12 protein-coding genes and 1 pseudogene are annotated in these 15915 nt (G+C 70.5%); 7 read left to right on the top strand and 6 right to left on the bottom strand.

Annotation, left to right across the window (positions count from 1 at the left end):
* Nucleotides 1-12 precede the first annotated feature (12 nt).
* Nucleotides 13-1644 (top strand): ABC transporter ATP-binding protein, encoded by a 1632-nt coding sequence (locus PVT71_RS17525; protein ID WP_353475354.1) that lies wholly within the window; start codon nucleotides 13-15, stop codon nucleotides 1642-1644.
* A gap of 35 nt (nucleotides 1645-1679) precedes the next feature.
* Nucleotides 1680-3497 (top strand): allophanate hydrolase, encoded by a 1818-nt coding sequence (gene atzF, locus PVT71_RS17530; RefSeq protein ID WP_353475355.1) that lies wholly within the window; start codon nucleotides 1680-1682, stop codon nucleotides 3495-3497.
* 96 nt (nucleotides 3498-3593) lie between these two features.
* Here the strand turns inward: atzF and PVT71_RS17535 are convergent, their stop codons facing one another.
* From PVT71_RS17535 to PVT71_RS17550, 4 genes are read right to left on the bottom strand one after another with little or no spacing between them, the layout of a single operon-like run.
* Nucleotides 3594-5012 (bottom strand): AtzE family amidohydrolase, encoded by a 1419-nt coding sequence (locus tag PVT71_RS17535; RefSeq protein ID WP_353475356.1) that lies wholly within the window; start codon nucleotides 5010-5012, stop codon nucleotides 3594-3596.
* Complete coding sequence (locus tag PVT71_RS17540) at nucleotides 5005-5217, bottom strand: DUF4089 domain-containing protein (protein WP_353475357.1); 213 nt, start codon at nucleotides 5215-5217, stop codon at nucleotides 5005-5007. The genes PVT71_RS17535 and PVT71_RS17540 overlap by 8 nt, the downstream gene beginning before the upstream one ends.
* The gene (locus tag PVT71_RS17545; RefSeq protein ID WP_353475359.1) at nucleotides 5214-6794 is read right to left on the bottom strand and encodes a hypothetical protein; all 1581 of its coding nucleotides are present in this window, start codon (nucleotides 6792-6794) and stop codon (nucleotides 5214-5216) included. Before PVT71_RS17545 ends, PVT71_RS17540 begins: the two co-directional genes overlap by 4 nt.
* Nucleotides 6795-6849: 55 nt before the next feature.
* Nucleotides 6850-7536: a cysteine hydrolase gene (locus PVT71_RS17550; RefSeq protein ID WP_353475360.1), complete on the bottom strand. Its 687-nt coding sequence runs from the start codon at nucleotides 7534-7536 to the stop codon at nucleotides 6850-6852.
* Between the two features lie 62 nt (nucleotides 7537-7598).
* On the opposite strand from PVT71_RS17550, the gene PVT71_RS17555 reads away from it, so the two are divergent.
* Together PVT71_RS17555 and PVT71_RS17560 are read left to right on the top strand one after the other, a co-directional pair.
* Nucleotides 7599-7976, top strand: coding sequence for an AtzH-like domain-containing protein (locus PVT71_RS17555; RefSeq protein ID WP_353475361.1), 378 nt, complete (start codon nucleotides 7599-7601; stop codon nucleotides 7974-7976).
* Nucleotides 7977-8298: 322 nt separating this feature from the next.
* Nucleotides 8299-9186: a LysR family transcriptional regulator gene (locus tag PVT71_RS17560; RefSeq protein ID WP_353475362.1), complete on the top strand. Its 888-nt coding sequence runs from the start codon at nucleotides 8299-8301 to the stop codon at nucleotides 9184-9186.
* A gap of 206 nt (nucleotides 9187-9392) precedes the next feature.
* Here the strand turns inward: PVT71_RS17560 and PVT71_RS17565 are convergent.
* A pseudogene (locus tag PVT71_RS17565) lies at nucleotides 9393-9794 on the bottom strand (LysR substrate-binding domain-containing protein); the annotation flags it as partial.
* On the opposite strand from PVT71_RS17565, the gene PVT71_RS17570 reads away from it, so the two are divergent.
* From PVT71_RS17570 to PVT71_RS17580, 3 genes are all read left to right on the top strand, one after another.
* On the top strand, nucleotides 9702-10238 hold the full coding sequence (locus PVT71_RS17570) for a TAXI family TRAP transporter solute-binding subunit (protein WP_353475363.1): 537 nt from the start codon (nucleotides 9702-9704) through the stop codon (nucleotides 10236-10238). The pseudogene PVT71_RS17565 and the gene PVT71_RS17570 overlap by 93 nt on opposite strands.
* A 155-nt stretch (nucleotides 10239-10393) precedes the next feature.
* Entirely contained in the window at nucleotides 10394-10522 is a 129-nt protein-coding gene (locus PVT71_RS17575; protein ID WP_353475364.1) for a hypothetical protein, read from the top strand.
* 546 nt (nucleotides 10523-11068) lie between these two features.
* The gene (locus tag PVT71_RS17580) at nucleotides 11069-11386 is read left to right on the top strand and encodes a hypothetical protein (protein ID WP_353475365.1); all 318 of its coding nucleotides are present in this window, start codon (nucleotides 11069-11071) and stop codon (nucleotides 11384-11386) included.
* Nucleotides 11387-11843: 457 nt separating this feature from the next.
* Here PVT71_RS17580 and PVT71_RS17585 read toward each other — a convergent pair whose 3' ends face one another.
* The gene (locus PVT71_RS17585) at nucleotides 11844-15839 is read right to left on the bottom strand and encodes a CheR family methyltransferase (RefSeq protein WP_353475366.1); all 3996 of its coding nucleotides are present in this window, start codon (nucleotides 15837-15839) and stop codon (nucleotides 11844-11846) included.
* Between the last annotated feature and the right edge of the window lie 76 nt (nucleotides 15840-15915).

Here is a 15915-nt window from a genome sequence, read left to right on the forward strand (position 1 = left end):
AAGGACCCGCCCATGCTCAGCATCAAGGACCTCCAGGTCGCCTTCCGCACCCGCAAGGGCGAGGTGAGCGCCGTCCGCGGCATCAGCTTCGAACTGGCGCGGGGTGAAAGGCTCGGCATCGTCGGCGAGAGCGGCTCGGGCAAGTCCGTCACCTCCTACGCGCTGATGCGCATCCTCGACGCCAATGGAAGGATCAAGGCGGGCGACGCCATCTACTCGGGGATCGACCTGCGCAAGGCAGCCGAGCGCGACATGCGCGACCTGCGCGGGCGCGAGATCTCGATGATCTTCCAGAACCCGCGCGCCGCGCTCAACCCGATCCGCAAGGTCGGCCACCAGATCGAGGACGTGCTGCGCCAGCACGCCCGCGCGACGCGGCAGGACGCGCGGCAAAAGGCCATCGCCGCGCTCGAGGCGGTGAAGATCCGCGACGCCGAGGCGCGCTATGACGCCTATCCCTTCGAGCTCTCGGGCGGCATGTGCCAGCGCGTGGTCTGCGCCATCGCGCTTGCCTGCGATCCCAAGCTGCTCATCATGGATGAGCCCACCACCGGGCTCGACATCACCACGCAGAAGGCGGTGATGGACCTCGTCGACGGGCTGGTGACCGCGCGCGGCATGTCGTCGATCCTGATCACCCATGACCTCGGGCTCGCCTCGGAGTACTGCGACCGGATCGTGGTGATGAAGGACGGGCAGATCGTCGAGGAAGGCGCGCCGAAGCGGCTGCTGAGCGCGCCGACGCACCCCTACACGCGCAAGCTCGTCGACGCTACGCCCCGGCGCGGCGTGAGCATCCGCGAACTCCTGCCGCAGGAAGAGCGCCGCCCGCTCGCTCCGCACGTGGTGGCCGAGACGCCGCTCCTCGAGGTGCGCAACCTCACCAAGACCTACCAGGGCAAGTCCGGGCCGGTGCATGCGGTGAGGGACATCTCCTTCACCATCCGCGAGGGCCAGTCCGTGGGGCTCGTAGGCGAGTCCGGCTGCGGCAAGTCCACCACCTCGGCGATGCTGGTGCGGCTCCTTGATCCCACTTCGGGCCAGTTGCTCTACCGCGGCGCGGATCTCGCACAGATGCCCGCCGCCGAGTTTGCCCGGAACCCGCTGCGCGGCAGGATCCAGATGGTCTTCCAGGACGCCACCGACAGCCTCAATCCCCGCCACACCTCGCGCCAGTCGATCGCCGAGCCGCTGAAACGGATGACCGAGCTGCGCGGCGCGGCGCTGGCGGCGCGGGTCGAGGAACTCGCCAGCCTCACCGGCCTGCCCGGGCACCTGCTCGACCGCTTTCCGCACCAGCTTTCGGGCGGGCAGAAGGCGCGCGTCGGCATCGCCCGCGCCATCGCGACCGATCCCGACTTCCTGATCCTCGACGAGCCCACCGCGGCCTTGGATGTGTCGATCCAGGCGGTGGTGCTGAACCTGCTGGCCGACCTGCGCGCCCGGCTCGGCATGAGCTACCTTTTCGTCTCGCACGACCTCAACGTGGTGCGGATGCTCTGCGACCATGTCATCGTGATGAAGGACGGGCAGATCGTCGATGCCGGCCCGGTCGAGGAGGTCATGGACAGCCCCGCCCACCCCTATACGCGCGAATTGCTCGAGGCCGCGCCGCAGGCCCCGATCCCCACCGCCGCGGCCTGACACACCGCCCCATGCAAGCCTCCGAAGGACCGAAGATGACCGACGACCTGCCCTTCACCCTGCCCGCGCTGCGGGCCGCCTACGACGCCGGAGCCCGCCCCGAGGAGGTGATCGCGCTGGCCTATGCCCGGCTCGACGCCACGGGGGACACCGGCATCCTCATCCACGACGCCCGCGACGTGGCACTTGCCGCCGCCGCCGCACTCGGCCCGCGCGAGGGCCGGCCGCTCTGGGGCATCCCCTTCGTGGTGAAGGACAATATCGACGTGGCCGGGATGCCGACCACAGCCGCCTGCCCCGACTTCGCCTACATGGCCGAGAGCGACGCCTTCGTCGTGGCGCGGCTCCTCGCGGCAGGGGCGATCTGCCTTGGCAAGGCCAACCTCGACCAGTTCGCCACGGGCCTCGTCGGCGTGCGCAGCCCCTACCCGGTGCCGCTGAACGCGCTCGACCCCGAGATCGTGCCCGGCGGCTCCTCCTCGGGCTCGGCGGTGGCGGTGGCGCAGGGGATCGCCACCTTCTCGCTCGGCACCGACACGGCGGGCTCGGGCCGGGTGCCCGCGGCGCTCAACGGCATCGTCGGACTGAAGCCGACGCTCGGTGCGCTCTCCTCGGGCGGCATGGTCCCGGCCTGCCGCACGCTCGACACGATCTCGGTCTTCGCGCTCACCGTCGCCGACGCGTTCGAGGTCTTTGCCCTGACGCGGACCGAGGACCCCGCCGATGCCTATTCCCGCGCGCTGCCCGCCCGCGGCCTTGCCCCTGTGCCGCCGCGCCTGCGCATCGCCGTGCCGACCCGCGACACGCTGGTTACCGACGGCGACGCCGAGCAGGCTGCCAGCTTCGAGGCCACGCTGGCCCGGCTGCGCACCACCGGGGCCGACGTCGTCGAGCGCAATTTCGAGCCCTTCTACGAGGTCGCCCGGCTGCTCTACGAGGGCGCCTGGATCGCCGAGCGCACCGCCGCTCTTGGCGCGCGGCTCACCGAGAAGCCCGAGACGCTGCACCCGGTCACCCGGCAGATAATCTCCTCGGGGCTGGGGCTGAGCGCGGTCGACGCCTTCCGCGGGCAGTACCGGCTCGCCGCGCTGCGCAAGACTTGCACCGAGCTCATGGCCGGGATCGACATGCTCTGCGTGCCGACCATCCCGCGCCTCGTGACCGTGGCCGAGATCACCGCCGACCCGATCGGGCCGAACTCGCTGCTCGGCACCTACACCAATTTCGTGAACCTCCTCGACATGAGCGGCATCGCGGTGCCCTGCGGGCCGCGCGGCGACGGCCGGCCGGGCAGCGTCACCTTCCTCGGCCGCGCCGGGGCGGATGCGCTGCTGGCGTCGGCGGCGATGCTGGTCGAGGACGGCCCGATGGGCGCGACCGGCTGGGAGCGCCCCGCCGCGCCCGCGCTGCCGGGCGGCGCGGGACCGGACGAGCTGGCGATCTTCGTCTGCGGCGCGCACATGTCGGGCATGGCGCTCAACGGCGAGTTGGTCTCGCTGGGCGGGCGCTTCCTGAAATCCTGCCTCACCGCGCCCTGCTACAGCCTCTACGCACTTGCCGGCGGCCCGCCGCAGCGACCGGGTCTCAGCCGCCAGTCGGGCGGAGGGCGCTCCATCGCGGGCGAGGTCTGGGCGCTGCCGACCGAAGCCGTGGGCACATTCCTCGCGGGCATCCCCGCGCCTCTGGGGCTCGGCACCGTGGTGCTGAGCGACGGCAGCGAGGAGGTGGGGTTCATCTGCGAAGGCATCGCGGTCGAGACCGCGCGCGACGTCTCCGAATTTGGCGGCTGGCGGGGCTATCTCGCCCAAGCCGCGGCACAGGCGCCGGAGATCGCACCTTCCGCCGCAAGCTGATCGCAGGCACACGCTGAACAGGAAACGGGCGGCGAGGATGTCCTCGCCGCCCGCTTCAAATCAGGGCAGGCCCCGCGATCGTCGCGCTGGTCAGAGCTACCCCAGGCTGCAGAGCGCCGGGGGCCGGGCGCAGGCGACGTCCGACCGTTCCAGCACACGCGCGATGCGCAGCGCAAGTTCCTCGCGCCAGGGCGGAACGACGATCTGCACGCCGATCGGCAGCTCGCCCGGCAGGAAGACCGGGACCGTGACCACCGGCAGGCCGATGCAAGAGAAGGGCTGCGCCAGCAGGCCGAGATTGGGCCGCAGCGGCCGCTCCTCGCCGCCAAGCGTCAGGACCTTGTCGCCCCGCAGCGGCGCGGGCACCGGAGTCGCGGGGAGGATGAGCGCATCCACCCTGCCAAAGGCCTCCATCGCCTGCGCCAGCCACCAGGCCCGCACCCTCTGGGCGCGGCTGACCCAGGCGGCAGGGAGCAGGGCGCCGGCAAGGAAGCGGTCGCGCGTGTCGGGGTCGAACTCGCCCGCGCGGCTGCGCAGGCGATCGAGGTGGAAGGCGGCGCTTTCGGAATTGGTGATGAGATAGGCCGCGGCGCGCCCGGCCGCGGCCCCGTCGAGCGCGACCTCGTGGCGGGAACAGCCCTCGGTCTCGAGCACATGCGCGACGGCCGCCGCCGCGACGCGGGCCATCGGCCCGGCCTGGGCCGCGAGCCAGCCACCCGGACGCGCGAAGCGCAGCCGCCCGATGCCGTCCTCCAGGGTCGGCCGCGCGGGCTCGGCGGGGCGGTCGGCGCAGCCGTGGTCCTCGGGGTCCGGCCCCTGCATCGCGTCATAGGCCAGCGCGAGGTCGGTGACCGAGCGCGCGAAGGGTCCGAGGTGATCGAGGCTGTCGACGAAGGAGAAGGTCCCGGCACGGGTCAGCCGACCATAGGTGGGCTTGAGGCTGAACACCCCGCAGAGCGAGGCGGGCACGCGCAGCGAGCCGTTGGTATCGGAACCGAGCGAGACCGGCGCGAGCCCCGCCGCCGTCGCCGCGCCGCAGCCCGAGGAGGAGCCGCCGGTCATCCGGGCAAGGTCGTGGGGGTTGCGGCAGGCGCCCTCGTGGCTGTTCTCGCCGGTGAAGTCATAGGCGTATTCGCCCATCCCGAGCGTGCCGGTCAGGACCGCCCCGGCCGCGCGCAGGCGGCGGATCAGGGTCGCGTCGCGCCGCGCCGGCGCGCGGTCGCGGTTGATGCGCGAGCCGGCCAGCGTGGGCAGGCCCGCGACGTCGAAGAGGTTCTTCACCGCGAAGGGCACCCCGGCCAGCGGCCCGGGCGGCCTGCCCGCCGCGATGGCGGCGTCGACCGCGTCGGCCTCGGAGAGGGCGCGCTCGCCGGTCACCCCGGTGAAGGCGTTCACCTCGGGGTTCAGCACCGCGATGCGCCGTAGCGCCGCCTCGGCCACGTCGCGCGCCCGCAGTTGGCCGCTGCCGACGCGCTCGGCGATCTCGTGGGCCATGGCCCATTGCAGATCACGCATCGCCGGTCTCTCCGGGGTTTGGGGGGCGAAAGACCGGTGCCAGCACCAGTTCCCCGTCGTCGAGATCGACCGTGCCGAGGATCGCCGCCATCTCGGCGGCGATCGCAAGGAACCGGGCGGTGCCGGGGCGATGGCCCGCCGCGATCGGCAGGTCCATCATTTCCGACACCGCGTCGATATAGGCCTCGTAGTCCATTCCCGTCATTCGGCGGGCTGGATTTCGGAGACCGGCTCGAGGCTGCCCGCCGCCGTTTCGGCGACCGCCAGCTTCGGGCAGAGGTAGAGGAAGACGCCCACCACCGCGTAGGCCAGCGCCACGCTCGGGGTCACGCCGAAGCCGACCGCCGGCCCGTGCATGAAGCCGAAGAAGCTCAGCACCGCCCCCGCGCCCGCAAAGATCGCGGCCCAGGTGAAGTTGCGCTCGATCACAAAGACCCCGATGGCGGCCAGCACGAGCCCGGTGAGGATCGCGCCGCTGCCGAGCACGCCGAGCCCCTGATAGAGCACGCCGTTCTGGGCCATGCCCGCCACCAGCTCCGGCGTGACCTGCGCCCCGGCCGCGCCGAGCGCGCCGTCGATCAGCGTCTTTGCCCAGGCCGCGAGGTGCGGCACCATGCCGAGGATGATCGCCGGGGCGTGTTTCATCGGCGAGGTCTGGAACGCCTGCGCGCCGATCAGCATGCCGATGTAGAGCAGGATCGGCGCGATCGCGACGACCGGCACGAGGTTGAGGAAGACCGCGAGCACCCCGAACCAGGCGAGGACCAGCACGAAGACCCCCGTCGCGGCGGAATAGCCGATCCGCCCGCCCATTGACTTCCAGCCCGGGTGGCCGATGTAGACGGCATTGGCGAAGGGCGAGCCCAGCAGCGTGCCGATGAGCGAGATCGTCCCCTCGGCCGAGATCGCCTCGGTGGTCGAGTAGACGTCCCCCGCCGCCTCGGCGCTTTCCACGTTGTCCATCGCCTCGACGAGGTCGTAGACGCCGAAGGGAATGGCGGTGACGAGGATGAAGCCGAGGAACTCGAAGCCCGCGAAGACATGGTCGATCGCCGGGATCGGGATCGAGAAGCCGAAATGCGCGAAGCTCGCCGCCAGCGCGCCCGCGTCCATGCCGCCGATCTCGGGCATGCCGAGCGCCGCCGCGCTCCAGGCGAGGGCCATGCCGACGACGATCGCCACCAGCCCCGCCGGGATGCCGCGCGGGTATTTCACCCCGCCGAACCAGCTGACGAGGATGATCGCAAGGCAGGTGAGGCCGATGATCGAGGTCATGAAGATCTCGGTCGCCGGGCGCATCGCGATGAAGGCGATCGAGACCCCCGCAAGCGTGCCGAGCAGCGCGGCGCGCGGGGTGATCTTGCGGATCAGCGGCGCGAGGAACGACCCGCCGATCAGGATGAACCCCTGCAGGAAGACCCAGGCCAGCCCCGCCTCCCAGGCCTTCACCGGATCACCGGTCTGGCCGAGGATCGGCAGCATGATCACGAAGACCACGATGAACATGTGCGGCACCGAGGGGCCCGAGGGCAGCGCGCAGACATCCGCCCGCCCTTCCTTCTTCGCCAGCCGCAGCCCCATCCATGCGTAGTACATGTTGCCGAGGAAGAGCATCAGCCCCACCGCGGGCAGGATGCGCCCGAAGGTCAGCTCGTCGGGCATGCCGACCACGTATTTCAGCAGGCCGGTCATCACCAGAAGGTTGACCAGCACGTTGGTTCCCAGACCGAACAGGGCGTTCCAGTCGCCCGGGGTCCAGAGCTTCACTGTCGTCTTGTCCATCTTGTCTCTCTCCTGTCGGAAGGTTCCCGGCCGTGCCTTTGCCCGCCGGGTCGTCTCAGGCCGCCTGTTCACCGGCGGTTAGGGCGGAGGCGAAGCTCTGCGCGTCGCTGACCCAGCCGAAGATCCCGCCCTGCGCCTTGATCATCTCGAGGCCGACACGGTGGAATTCCGGAAAATACGAGGCGCAGGCATCGCCGAGGGCCACGCAGCGGTAGCCCCGGTCATTGCCTTCGCGGATGGTGGTGTGCACGCAGACCTCGGTGGTCACGCCGCAGACGATCAGCGTGTCGATGCCGCCATTGCCGAGGACCTGCGCAAGGTCGGTCTGGTGGAAGGCGCCCTTGCCCGGCTTGTCCAGCACCACCTCGCCCGGCGCGGGATAGAGCGCGGCGACGATGTCATGGCCGGGCTCGCCGCGCACGAGGATGCGCCCCATCGGGCCGGGATCGCCGATGCGCCGGCTCGGCACGCCGCGCTGGATCTTGGCGGGTGGCGCGTCCGAAAGGTCCGGCCGGTGCCCTTCGCGGGTGTGGATGATCAGCATGCCCGCGCGCCGCGCCGCCTCCAGCGCCAGCCCGCAGGGGCCGACCGCCGCCTGCAGGAGCGAGACGTCATTGCCCAGCGTCTCGCCAAAGCCGCCGGGCTCGAGAAAGTCGCGCTGCATGTCGATCACGATCAGAGCGCTGCGCGCCGGGTCGAAATTCAGGGGGGCCGGCTCGGCGGCCAGTTGCACGAGGATCATTTTCTTGCATTCCTTTCTGCCGGGAGCCCGGCGAGGCCCCGGCACATGCGGAGGCGGATGGGATGGAAGAGTTCGACAGGGCGTCGGTGGAGGCCGAGATCCGGGCCGAGTTCGAGGCCTACGAGGCGGCGCTCGGGGCGAATGACGTCGAACGGCTGACGGGCTTCTTCTGGGAGGACCCGCGCGCGGCCCGGCTCTCGCCCGGCGGCGGCCTCTACGGCCACGACCAGATCGCCGGTTTCCGCAAGGCCCGCGACGTGTCGGACATCGCGCGCGAGCTGAGCGAGGTGCGCATCACCGCCTTCAGCGCCGATTTCGGCACCGCCACCTGCGAGTACCGCCGGCTCGGTTCGGGACGGCGCGGCGCGCAGAGCCAGGTCTGGATGCGCCGCCCGGAAGGTTGGCGCATCGTCTCGGCGCATGTCAGCCTCGACGCCTGAGCCAAATCCCGCCCCGATGCGCCGCGCCTGATCGCGGCGCCTGCGTCCGGACGGGCCGGGGCGCGTCCCCTCCCCCGCGACCCCCATGACCTGCAGCCGCCTGCCGCCGGCGACGGTCGCCTTCGCAAGGGTGAGCTGATCTGCCTGGTCTTCGTGCATGAGGGTCAGGGGTTCCGCGAGGGGTGCATCGGGCTGGCAGGCCCCGGCGGAGCCGGATCCCGGCACCGCCAGGCGCCTGGAGATCATCGTGCCGCTGTGCAGCGCTGACTTCTACTGCTATGATTTCAGCAATCCGGTGCAAAATTTGCAGCAGTAGGGCCTCATGCGCCATCTCGTCACCCTCATGATGATCCGCGACGTTGCCCGGGCGGGCTCGATCCGCCGCGCCGCCGAGGACATGAACATCACCAGTTCGGCGCTCAACCGGCGCATCCAGAGCTTCGAGGAGGAGTTCGGCGCGCCGATCTTCGAGCGCCTGCCGCGCGGCGTGCGGCTGAACCCGGCGGGCGAGCTGCTGATGCAGCACATCCAGGCGCAGGTCGGCGACCTTGCCCGGGTGCGCAGCCAGATCGCCGACCTGAGCGGCGAGCGCCGGGGCCATGTCTCGATCGCCTGCTCGCAGGCGCTGAACCCGGTCTTCCTGCCGCGCGAGGTGGCGCTCTACCGCAGGGAGCACCCGGGCGTGACCTTCTCGATCCGCATCCGCGACCGCGCCCAGGCCGAGCAGGAGCTCAGCACCTTCGCCACCGATCTTGCGCTGGTGTTCGAGCCGGTGCACCTCGTCGATTTCGAGGTGATCCAGTCGACCGAGCAGCCGGTCTGCGCCGTGCTTTCCGAATCCCATCCGCTGGCCCGGCGCGACGTGCTGCGGCTGCGCGACTGCCTTGCCGAGCGCCATGTCGTCCCCTCGCCGCAATACGGCGTGCGGCACCTCCTCGAGCAGGCGACGCGCGGGCGGTCGCTGTCCCTGCGGCCCGTGGTCGAGGCGGACAGTTTCGAGCTGATGCGGCAATACGTGCTCTACGAGGAGGTGGTCGGCTTCCAGATCCCGATCGGCATCCCGCCCTCCCCCGGCTCCGGCCTCGTCCTGCGGCCGATCCATCGCGACGACATCGAGGCGGGGCTGCTGCTGCTCGGCCAGATGCGCGGGCGAACGCTGCCGGTCGCTTCGGCGAAGTTTGCCCAGCAGGTCGCCCGCGCGCTGCGCTGACCCCGGCGATGCTGCCCCCGGCTCCCGCAAGCACGAGCAGGCGCTGCATTTTGGCCATCCACGCGCTCTTGCCCCGACCCGCCAGCCGCGGGGCGGGCCGGTGTAGCGGGGCGTGGAGCGCGCAGGTTTAGGAGACCGGGTCTGCTAGCGGGCGAAACACCACGCCGGCGCCGGTCTCGCTGCACATCCGCCCGGACACCGGCGAGAGCGGCAAGGCCCACCGCTTCGGCCTGCACCAACGGCGATCCGGCGGGCACGGCGCAGAGGCACTTCGTCCGCAGGACCTGCTCGCTGACAATTCGGGCAGTCTGGCTGCCCGGAAAATGATCTCCGAAACCGAAACCGATCGACCGGCTCCCTGCCAGCTGGCGGAGCCGCGGCGTGGTCCGGGTCAGCAGCGAGGGCGTGATGTCGGGCTGCGCACCCCGCACGTCCGACAGGAACCGGGGCACGAGGAAGCTCGCGGACCCCGGCATGCAGGCGAGGGTGCGCGCAGCCTGGCTGAGCGAGGCGGGTTGGATGACTTCCCGGAGGGCAGTGAGCTGGATGATGTTAATGACCTTTCTCAGGACCACCGCGATCGCCCAGCAACCGACCTTCTTCCGCATCGGCACCGGCGGCGCGGGCGGCACCCTTTTCCCATCGGCGGCTCCATCATCAACGCCATCCGGGCCCCTCCGGGCTCGCGCCCCTGCGCGGGTGGGGGGGGCAATGCGGCGTGCTGGGGCCGACCGCCACCCTCGCAATCTACCACCGCCTCGGTGTTCAACGCCGCCGCCCTGCAGAACGGCAAACTCGAGGCCGGGCTCGTCGCCGCCGACATCGTGCATGACGCCTGCCACGGCGTCCCCACCTTCGAGGGCAAGGTGCATGACAGGCTGCGCGTCGCCGCCAATCTCTGCCCCGAGAACCTGCACCTCGTGATGCCCGCCGGCGCCACGATCGAGAACCGCGCCGGTCTCGGGGCCAAGCGCGACGGCATTGCGGCCCTCGGAGTGCCGCTGCACCCGGGCGCCGAGAGGCGCTACCGCGACGTCGTCATGTTGAAGTGATCCCTCCCGCAGGCGGCTCCCGCGGTGCGCGAAAGAGGCGGGCCCATGAGCATCTCCCCCACCGCCGGCACCGAGCCCGCGCTGAGCGCCGCAGATCTCGCCGAGATCGAACGCAAGTACGTCGAGGGGACGCCAGCCGCGCCGTGACCCCGGCCATGCGGCTTGTCCTGCGCGCCGTGTCGCTGGCCTTCGCGCTCTGCCATCTCCGCGCCGCGGGCTTCGGCCTGTGGGCGGATCACGGGCGCATGGGCTGGCATCTCGCCGGGCTCTTCGCGCTGGCCTAAGCCCTGTTCCCCACCTTCGCGACGCGCGGCGCCACGGCGCTGCGCGCCTCGCCTGGCGGGTCGGCAACGTGCGCATCCCCGACCTCGGGCTGAAGGCGCTCGTTGTCGCGAGCGCGCTCGACGTCGGTTTCGGCTGGCGCGGGTGAGCTGGCTCGGGACCGAGGAACAGACCTTCCGGATGGGCAGTCCCACCTCCTACGACATGGTCTTCGGCAGCCCGCTGATCGTGCTGGGCTGGGTGCTGCCGCTGATCGTCCGCCGCTTCATAAGCTACGCTCTTCGGTCCGCTTTTCCCCGACATCCTGCAGCACCCGGGCGCGAAGGTCCGCAGCTTCTTGTCGTCCATGTACGTCCCGCAGGAGGGCATCTTCGGCGTCACGCTCCGGGTGACCTCGACCATCGTCTCCACTTTGCGCTCTTCGGCGTGGTGGCGCAGCGCACTGGGCTCGGCGCGCTGATCATCCCCGACATGAAGCGGCTCGGCTATCCCGGCCATTTCGCCGGCGGGCAGATCACTCTGCCGACCATGGGGCCGCCGCCTTCATCATGGCCGAGGTCCTCGAGCTGCCCTGCACGACCATCGTCATCGACGCGATCTTCCCGGCGCTGCTGCATTCCCTCGGCCTCTTCACCCTGGTGCACCTGATGGTGCGCAAGCAGGGGCTCGAGGGCCTGCCGAAGGGCGCGCTGCCGAAGCTCCGGGCGGTGTGGTCGGCGTCCTTGCCGTGCCGATCCCGGGCTGGGGGCGCTGACTGCTGGCGCTGGCTGGGCTGGAGTTCATCGCCCCGTCGCTCGCCGCCGACATGGCGGCGCTGGCGGTCTGCGCGCCGTCGCTCGCCCTGCGCGACGTCCGGGTACGGCTGACCGACCGCGGCCTCCCCGGACAGGGCACCTCCTCGGGCAATGCAGGGGTCGTCTCGCCCTGGTCGATCGCGCCGCGGTCCTCTCCGTGGCGGGCGCGGCGGAGTTCGGACCGCTGGACAGCAAGTGCGATCCCCGGCGCGCTGCCCTGCTTGGCGTGCAGGCGTGGCGGCTCTGCCCGCGGCTCGATACCGGCGGCAGCGCGCTCGGGATGGGGTATCGCTCCTCCCTGCCTGACAGCCTGCCCGCGCCCGGGCGCAATCGCGGCCTGCCGGAGGGGATTTTCGCCGGCTTCGGCCATTCGATTTACGGGCTGCCGATGGCCCCCGCGACGGGGGAAATCATCGCGGACCTGATGACCGGCGGCGGCCTCTCGGTGGCGAGCCTCGACGCCTGCGATCCACGTCGGTTCGGCTGCGCGGCACGCCGGGCCGCGCCTGCGCGGACCCGGCGCGCCGGATCATGCCGGGCGCAGGGCCGCCTGCACCGCCGCCGCGAGCTCCGCGAGGGAATAGGGCTTGGGCACGATCGCGGGGCTGCTGCCCGGCTTCGAGCTGACGAGCCGGTCGACCTCGGACTGGTAGCCGGAGGTCAGCACCACCGGGATGCCCGGCCGCTCGCGCTGCACCCACATCGCGAGGTCGAACCCGTCGAGCTTGCCCGGCATGACGATGTCGCTGAACACCAGCGAAATGTCATCGAAGGCCTCGAGGCAGGCGATCGCCTCGGCGGAGGTCGCTGCCTGCCGGGTGCGGAAGCCGAGCGACGTCAGGCACTCGTGCGCGGTGCGGCGCAGGATGTCGTCGTCCTCGACCACGAGGATCGTCTCGCCCCGGCCCGGAGGCAGGGCCTGATCGACCGCTTTCTTCACGGCGGGGCGCGCCTGCAGCTCGGTCCTTGGCAGGTAGACCCGGACCTTGGTCCCGCTACCGGACACGCTCTCGATGGTCATGGAGCCGCCGGACTGCCGGGCGAAGACCTGCACGCTGAAGAGCCCGAGCCCCGTTCCCGTCCCGTCCGACTTGGTCGAGAAGAACGGGTCCTTTGCATGGTCGAGCACCTCGGCGGACATGCCCTGCCCGTCGTCGTCGACCGAGACGCAGACATAGTCGCCGGGCGCGGTATCGCCCGCCGCCTTCGCCTGCGCGGCATCCAGAGACACGTTGCCTGCCCCGATGGTGATCGTGCCGCCCTCGGGCATCGCATCCCGGGCATTGAGCACGAGGTTGAAGAGCACGTTGCTGACGTCGCCGGGATCGGACAGGACCGGCCAGAGATCCGGGGCCAGCGCGGTCTTGAGGTCGATCCGCTCGCCGAGGGCGCTCTCGAGCAGGGTGCAGACCTCGGCGATCCGGGTCTCGACATCGGTCACCTGCGGCCTCACCGCCGATCTTCCGGTGAGCGAGAGCAGGCGCCGGTTGAACCCCGCGCCGAGTTCCGCCGCGTCCATGGCGTTCTGCAGCAGGTCCTGCACGGCCTCGCTGCCGACGCGCATCTTCGCCAGTTCGACATTCGCGAGGATGATGTTCAAGAGGTTGTTGAAGTCATGCGCGACGGCCCCGGCAAGCCGCCCGATCGTGTCGAGGCGCCGGGCCTGCGCCAGTTCCTCCGCCGTGCGGCGCCATTCGGTGATGTCGCTGGCCGCGCCGAACCATTCGATGACTTCGCCGCTTTCGTCCACCAGCGGAACCGCCCGCGAGTGGGTCCAGCCGATGCTGCCGTCGGGCTTCCTGACCCGGTGCTCGAATTCGAAGGCCTCCTTCGACTGCACCGCCCTTTCGATGCTCTCCTTCACCAGCGGCCGGTCTTCGGGGTCGACGGACTCGTCCAGCCAACTGCCGCCCGGCTCGCGCATGTCGAGGGTGATGCCGTTGCCGTCGAGCTCTCGCGTCTCGGTCCAGTCGGGACTCATCCGGTAGACCGCGTAGGAAGTGGCATTGACCAGCGCCCGGAACTGCAGGTCTGCCCGACGCAGGGCCCGCTCCGCATGGCGCAGGCGCGTCAGGTCGATGAACGAGACGACGACACCCTCGATCTTGTTCTCGAGCGTGCGATAGGGGCGGAACCGGATCAGGACCCGCTCCTCGGCCCCTTTCGAGACCTCGCGCTCGATCAGCCTGAGGTCGGTGAGCACGGACCGGGCATCCTCCACCAGCCCGGCATAGTCGAGCTTGTGGGTGAAGTCGGTGATCGAGCGGCCGACGTCGAGCGCGGTGATGTTCAGGTAGCGCCCGACCTCCGGGGTGAAGAGACGGATCCGCATCTGGGTGTCGAGGAAGAGCGTGCCTCCCTCGGTGGCGGCGATCAGGTTCTGCAGGTCGGAATTCGCCTCGGAGAGGGTCTGGACCTTCGTGCCCAGCTCCTTGTTCAGCGCCCGGAGCTCCTCGTTCATCGAGACCAGTTCCTCGCGCGAGGTTTCGAGCTCTTCCGAGGTCGAGCGGTATTCCTCGTTGATCGACTGCAGTTCCTCGTTGGCGGCGAGCAGTTCTTCGTTGGTCGATTCATAGTCCGCCCGGCTCGAGCGCAGCTGTTCCTGCGCGATCTCGAGCTCCTCGTAGAGCCGGGTCAGCATCTCGTCCGTCCGCTGGTCCGTGTGCCTCGGCGGGACGGGACCGTCGACCGGGGCGAGCGAGGTGCCCTCGTTGAACACCACCAGCGCCTCGCTGATCTTGTGATCCCGCTGCACCGGCCGCACGTTCAGCACCACCCGGTACTTGCCGTCGTCGAGCGGGACCGCGATCGGAAGGCTGAGGCTGGGCGTGTTGTCCTCGAAGGCGCAGTGCAGCGCGCGGCGCAGGTCGAGGCGCAGCTCGGGCAGGATATTCAGCAGCACGCTGCTGGTGGGCGTGCCGCCCGGGTGGCGCAGGTAGCGCCCCGCCGAGTCCGAGATGTGCAGGATGCGGTAGTCCGCATCGACCAGCAGGCTGGGCGGCGCCAGCATCTCGAGGGCCTGACGGTGCTGCGCGGCCTCGCTCTGCCCGCTGTTCGCGAGGGCCGCGCCGACCTCGCGCCGCGCCAGTCCCGCGATCGGCTGCGGTGCCACCTGCGGGAGCGGCACCTGCTCGGACACGCGCGAGACGGACTGGAAGATGCGCGCCTTCAGGTCGAGCGGACGGAAGAGCTCCGGCGCGCTCTCGACGCTTTCCGCCGAGCCGAGGAAGAGGACGCCATCGGCTTTCAGCGCGAAGTGCAGCGTCGCCATCACCCGCCTCTGCGCCATGCGCTTGAGATAGATCAGCAGGTTGCGGCAGCTCACCAGGTCGACGCGGGAAAACGGCGGATCCTTCAGAAGGCTGTGCTCGGCGAAGACGACAAGGTCGCGGACCACCTTGCGGATCCGGTAGTGGTTGCCCTCGCGCGTGAAGAAACGCTGCAGCCGCTCGGGCGAGACGTCGACCTCGATCGTGGCCGGGTAGAGCCCCTCGCGGGCCGTGCCGATGGCCGCCGCGTCGAGGTCGGTCGCAAAGATCTGGATCTCGGGCGGCACGGCGGCGTCCTGCACCTGCTCGAGCAGCAGCATGGCGATCGAATAGGCCTCCTCGCCGGTGGCGCATCCCGCCACCCAGACGCGGACGGGCCCGGCCGACGGGGACCGCAGCATGAGCTCCGGGATGACCCGGTCGGTCAGGGACTTGAAGGCGCTGTCGTCGCGGAAGAAGGTCGTCACCGAGATCAGGAAGTCGTCGAGCAGGGCCTGGGCTTCCTGCGGCGTCTCCTCGAAGAACCTCAGGTAGGCCTCCACCCCCTCGATCCGGTTGATCTCCATGCGGCGGGTGATGCGCCTCAGGATCGTCGCCGCCTTGTACTCGAGGAAGTCATGCCCGGTGCGGGTGCGCAGCAGCACGAGGATGCGGCGCAGGGTCTCCTGCTCGGCGTCGGCGATCTGGTGCTGGCCGAGGCGGTTCTTGGTCTCGATCAGCTCGGCGAGCCTCCGGGCGAGGCCCGCGACCGGCTGCACGAAATCCGCGCAGCCCGTGGCGATGGCGGCCCGCGGCATCGACGGGTGCTGGGCCTCCTGCGGGTCCTGCACCATCACGACCCCTCCGGCCTCCTTGACCGCCCGCACGCCGATCGCCCCGTCGGCGCCGCCGCCCGACAGGATCATCGCCACCCCGTCGCGGTGATCGTTGGCCATGGAGCGGAAGAAGGCATCGATCGGCGCCCGTTTCCCGCGCGGCTCGGCGAAGGGCCGGCTTTCCACGAAACTGTCCGTCGCCACGATCTCGCGGTCCGGCGGAATGACGTAGACATTGTTGCGCTTCAACTGGTGGCGGCCCGAGACCGCGACGACCTCCATGTCGGTGTGGCGCGACAGGATCGAGACGAGCCCGCTCGGCTGCGTGGGATCGAGGTGAGAGACCACGACGAAGGCGACCCCCGGATCGGCAGGCAAGGCGTCGAACAGGTCCGTCAGCGCCACGATCCCCCCGGCGGAACTGCCGATGGCCACCGTCACGATCCGCGCGTGTTCCGCATTGTCCCGGGAGACTTCGCCTTGCGATTGAATCGGGGCCTTTCCCGTCGGAGATGTC

Origin of the sequence: Salipiger sp. H15 (genome assembly GCF_040409955.1) — a bacterium.
GTDB lineage: Bacteria > Pseudomonadota > Alphaproteobacteria > Rhodobacterales > Rhodobacteraceae > Salipiger.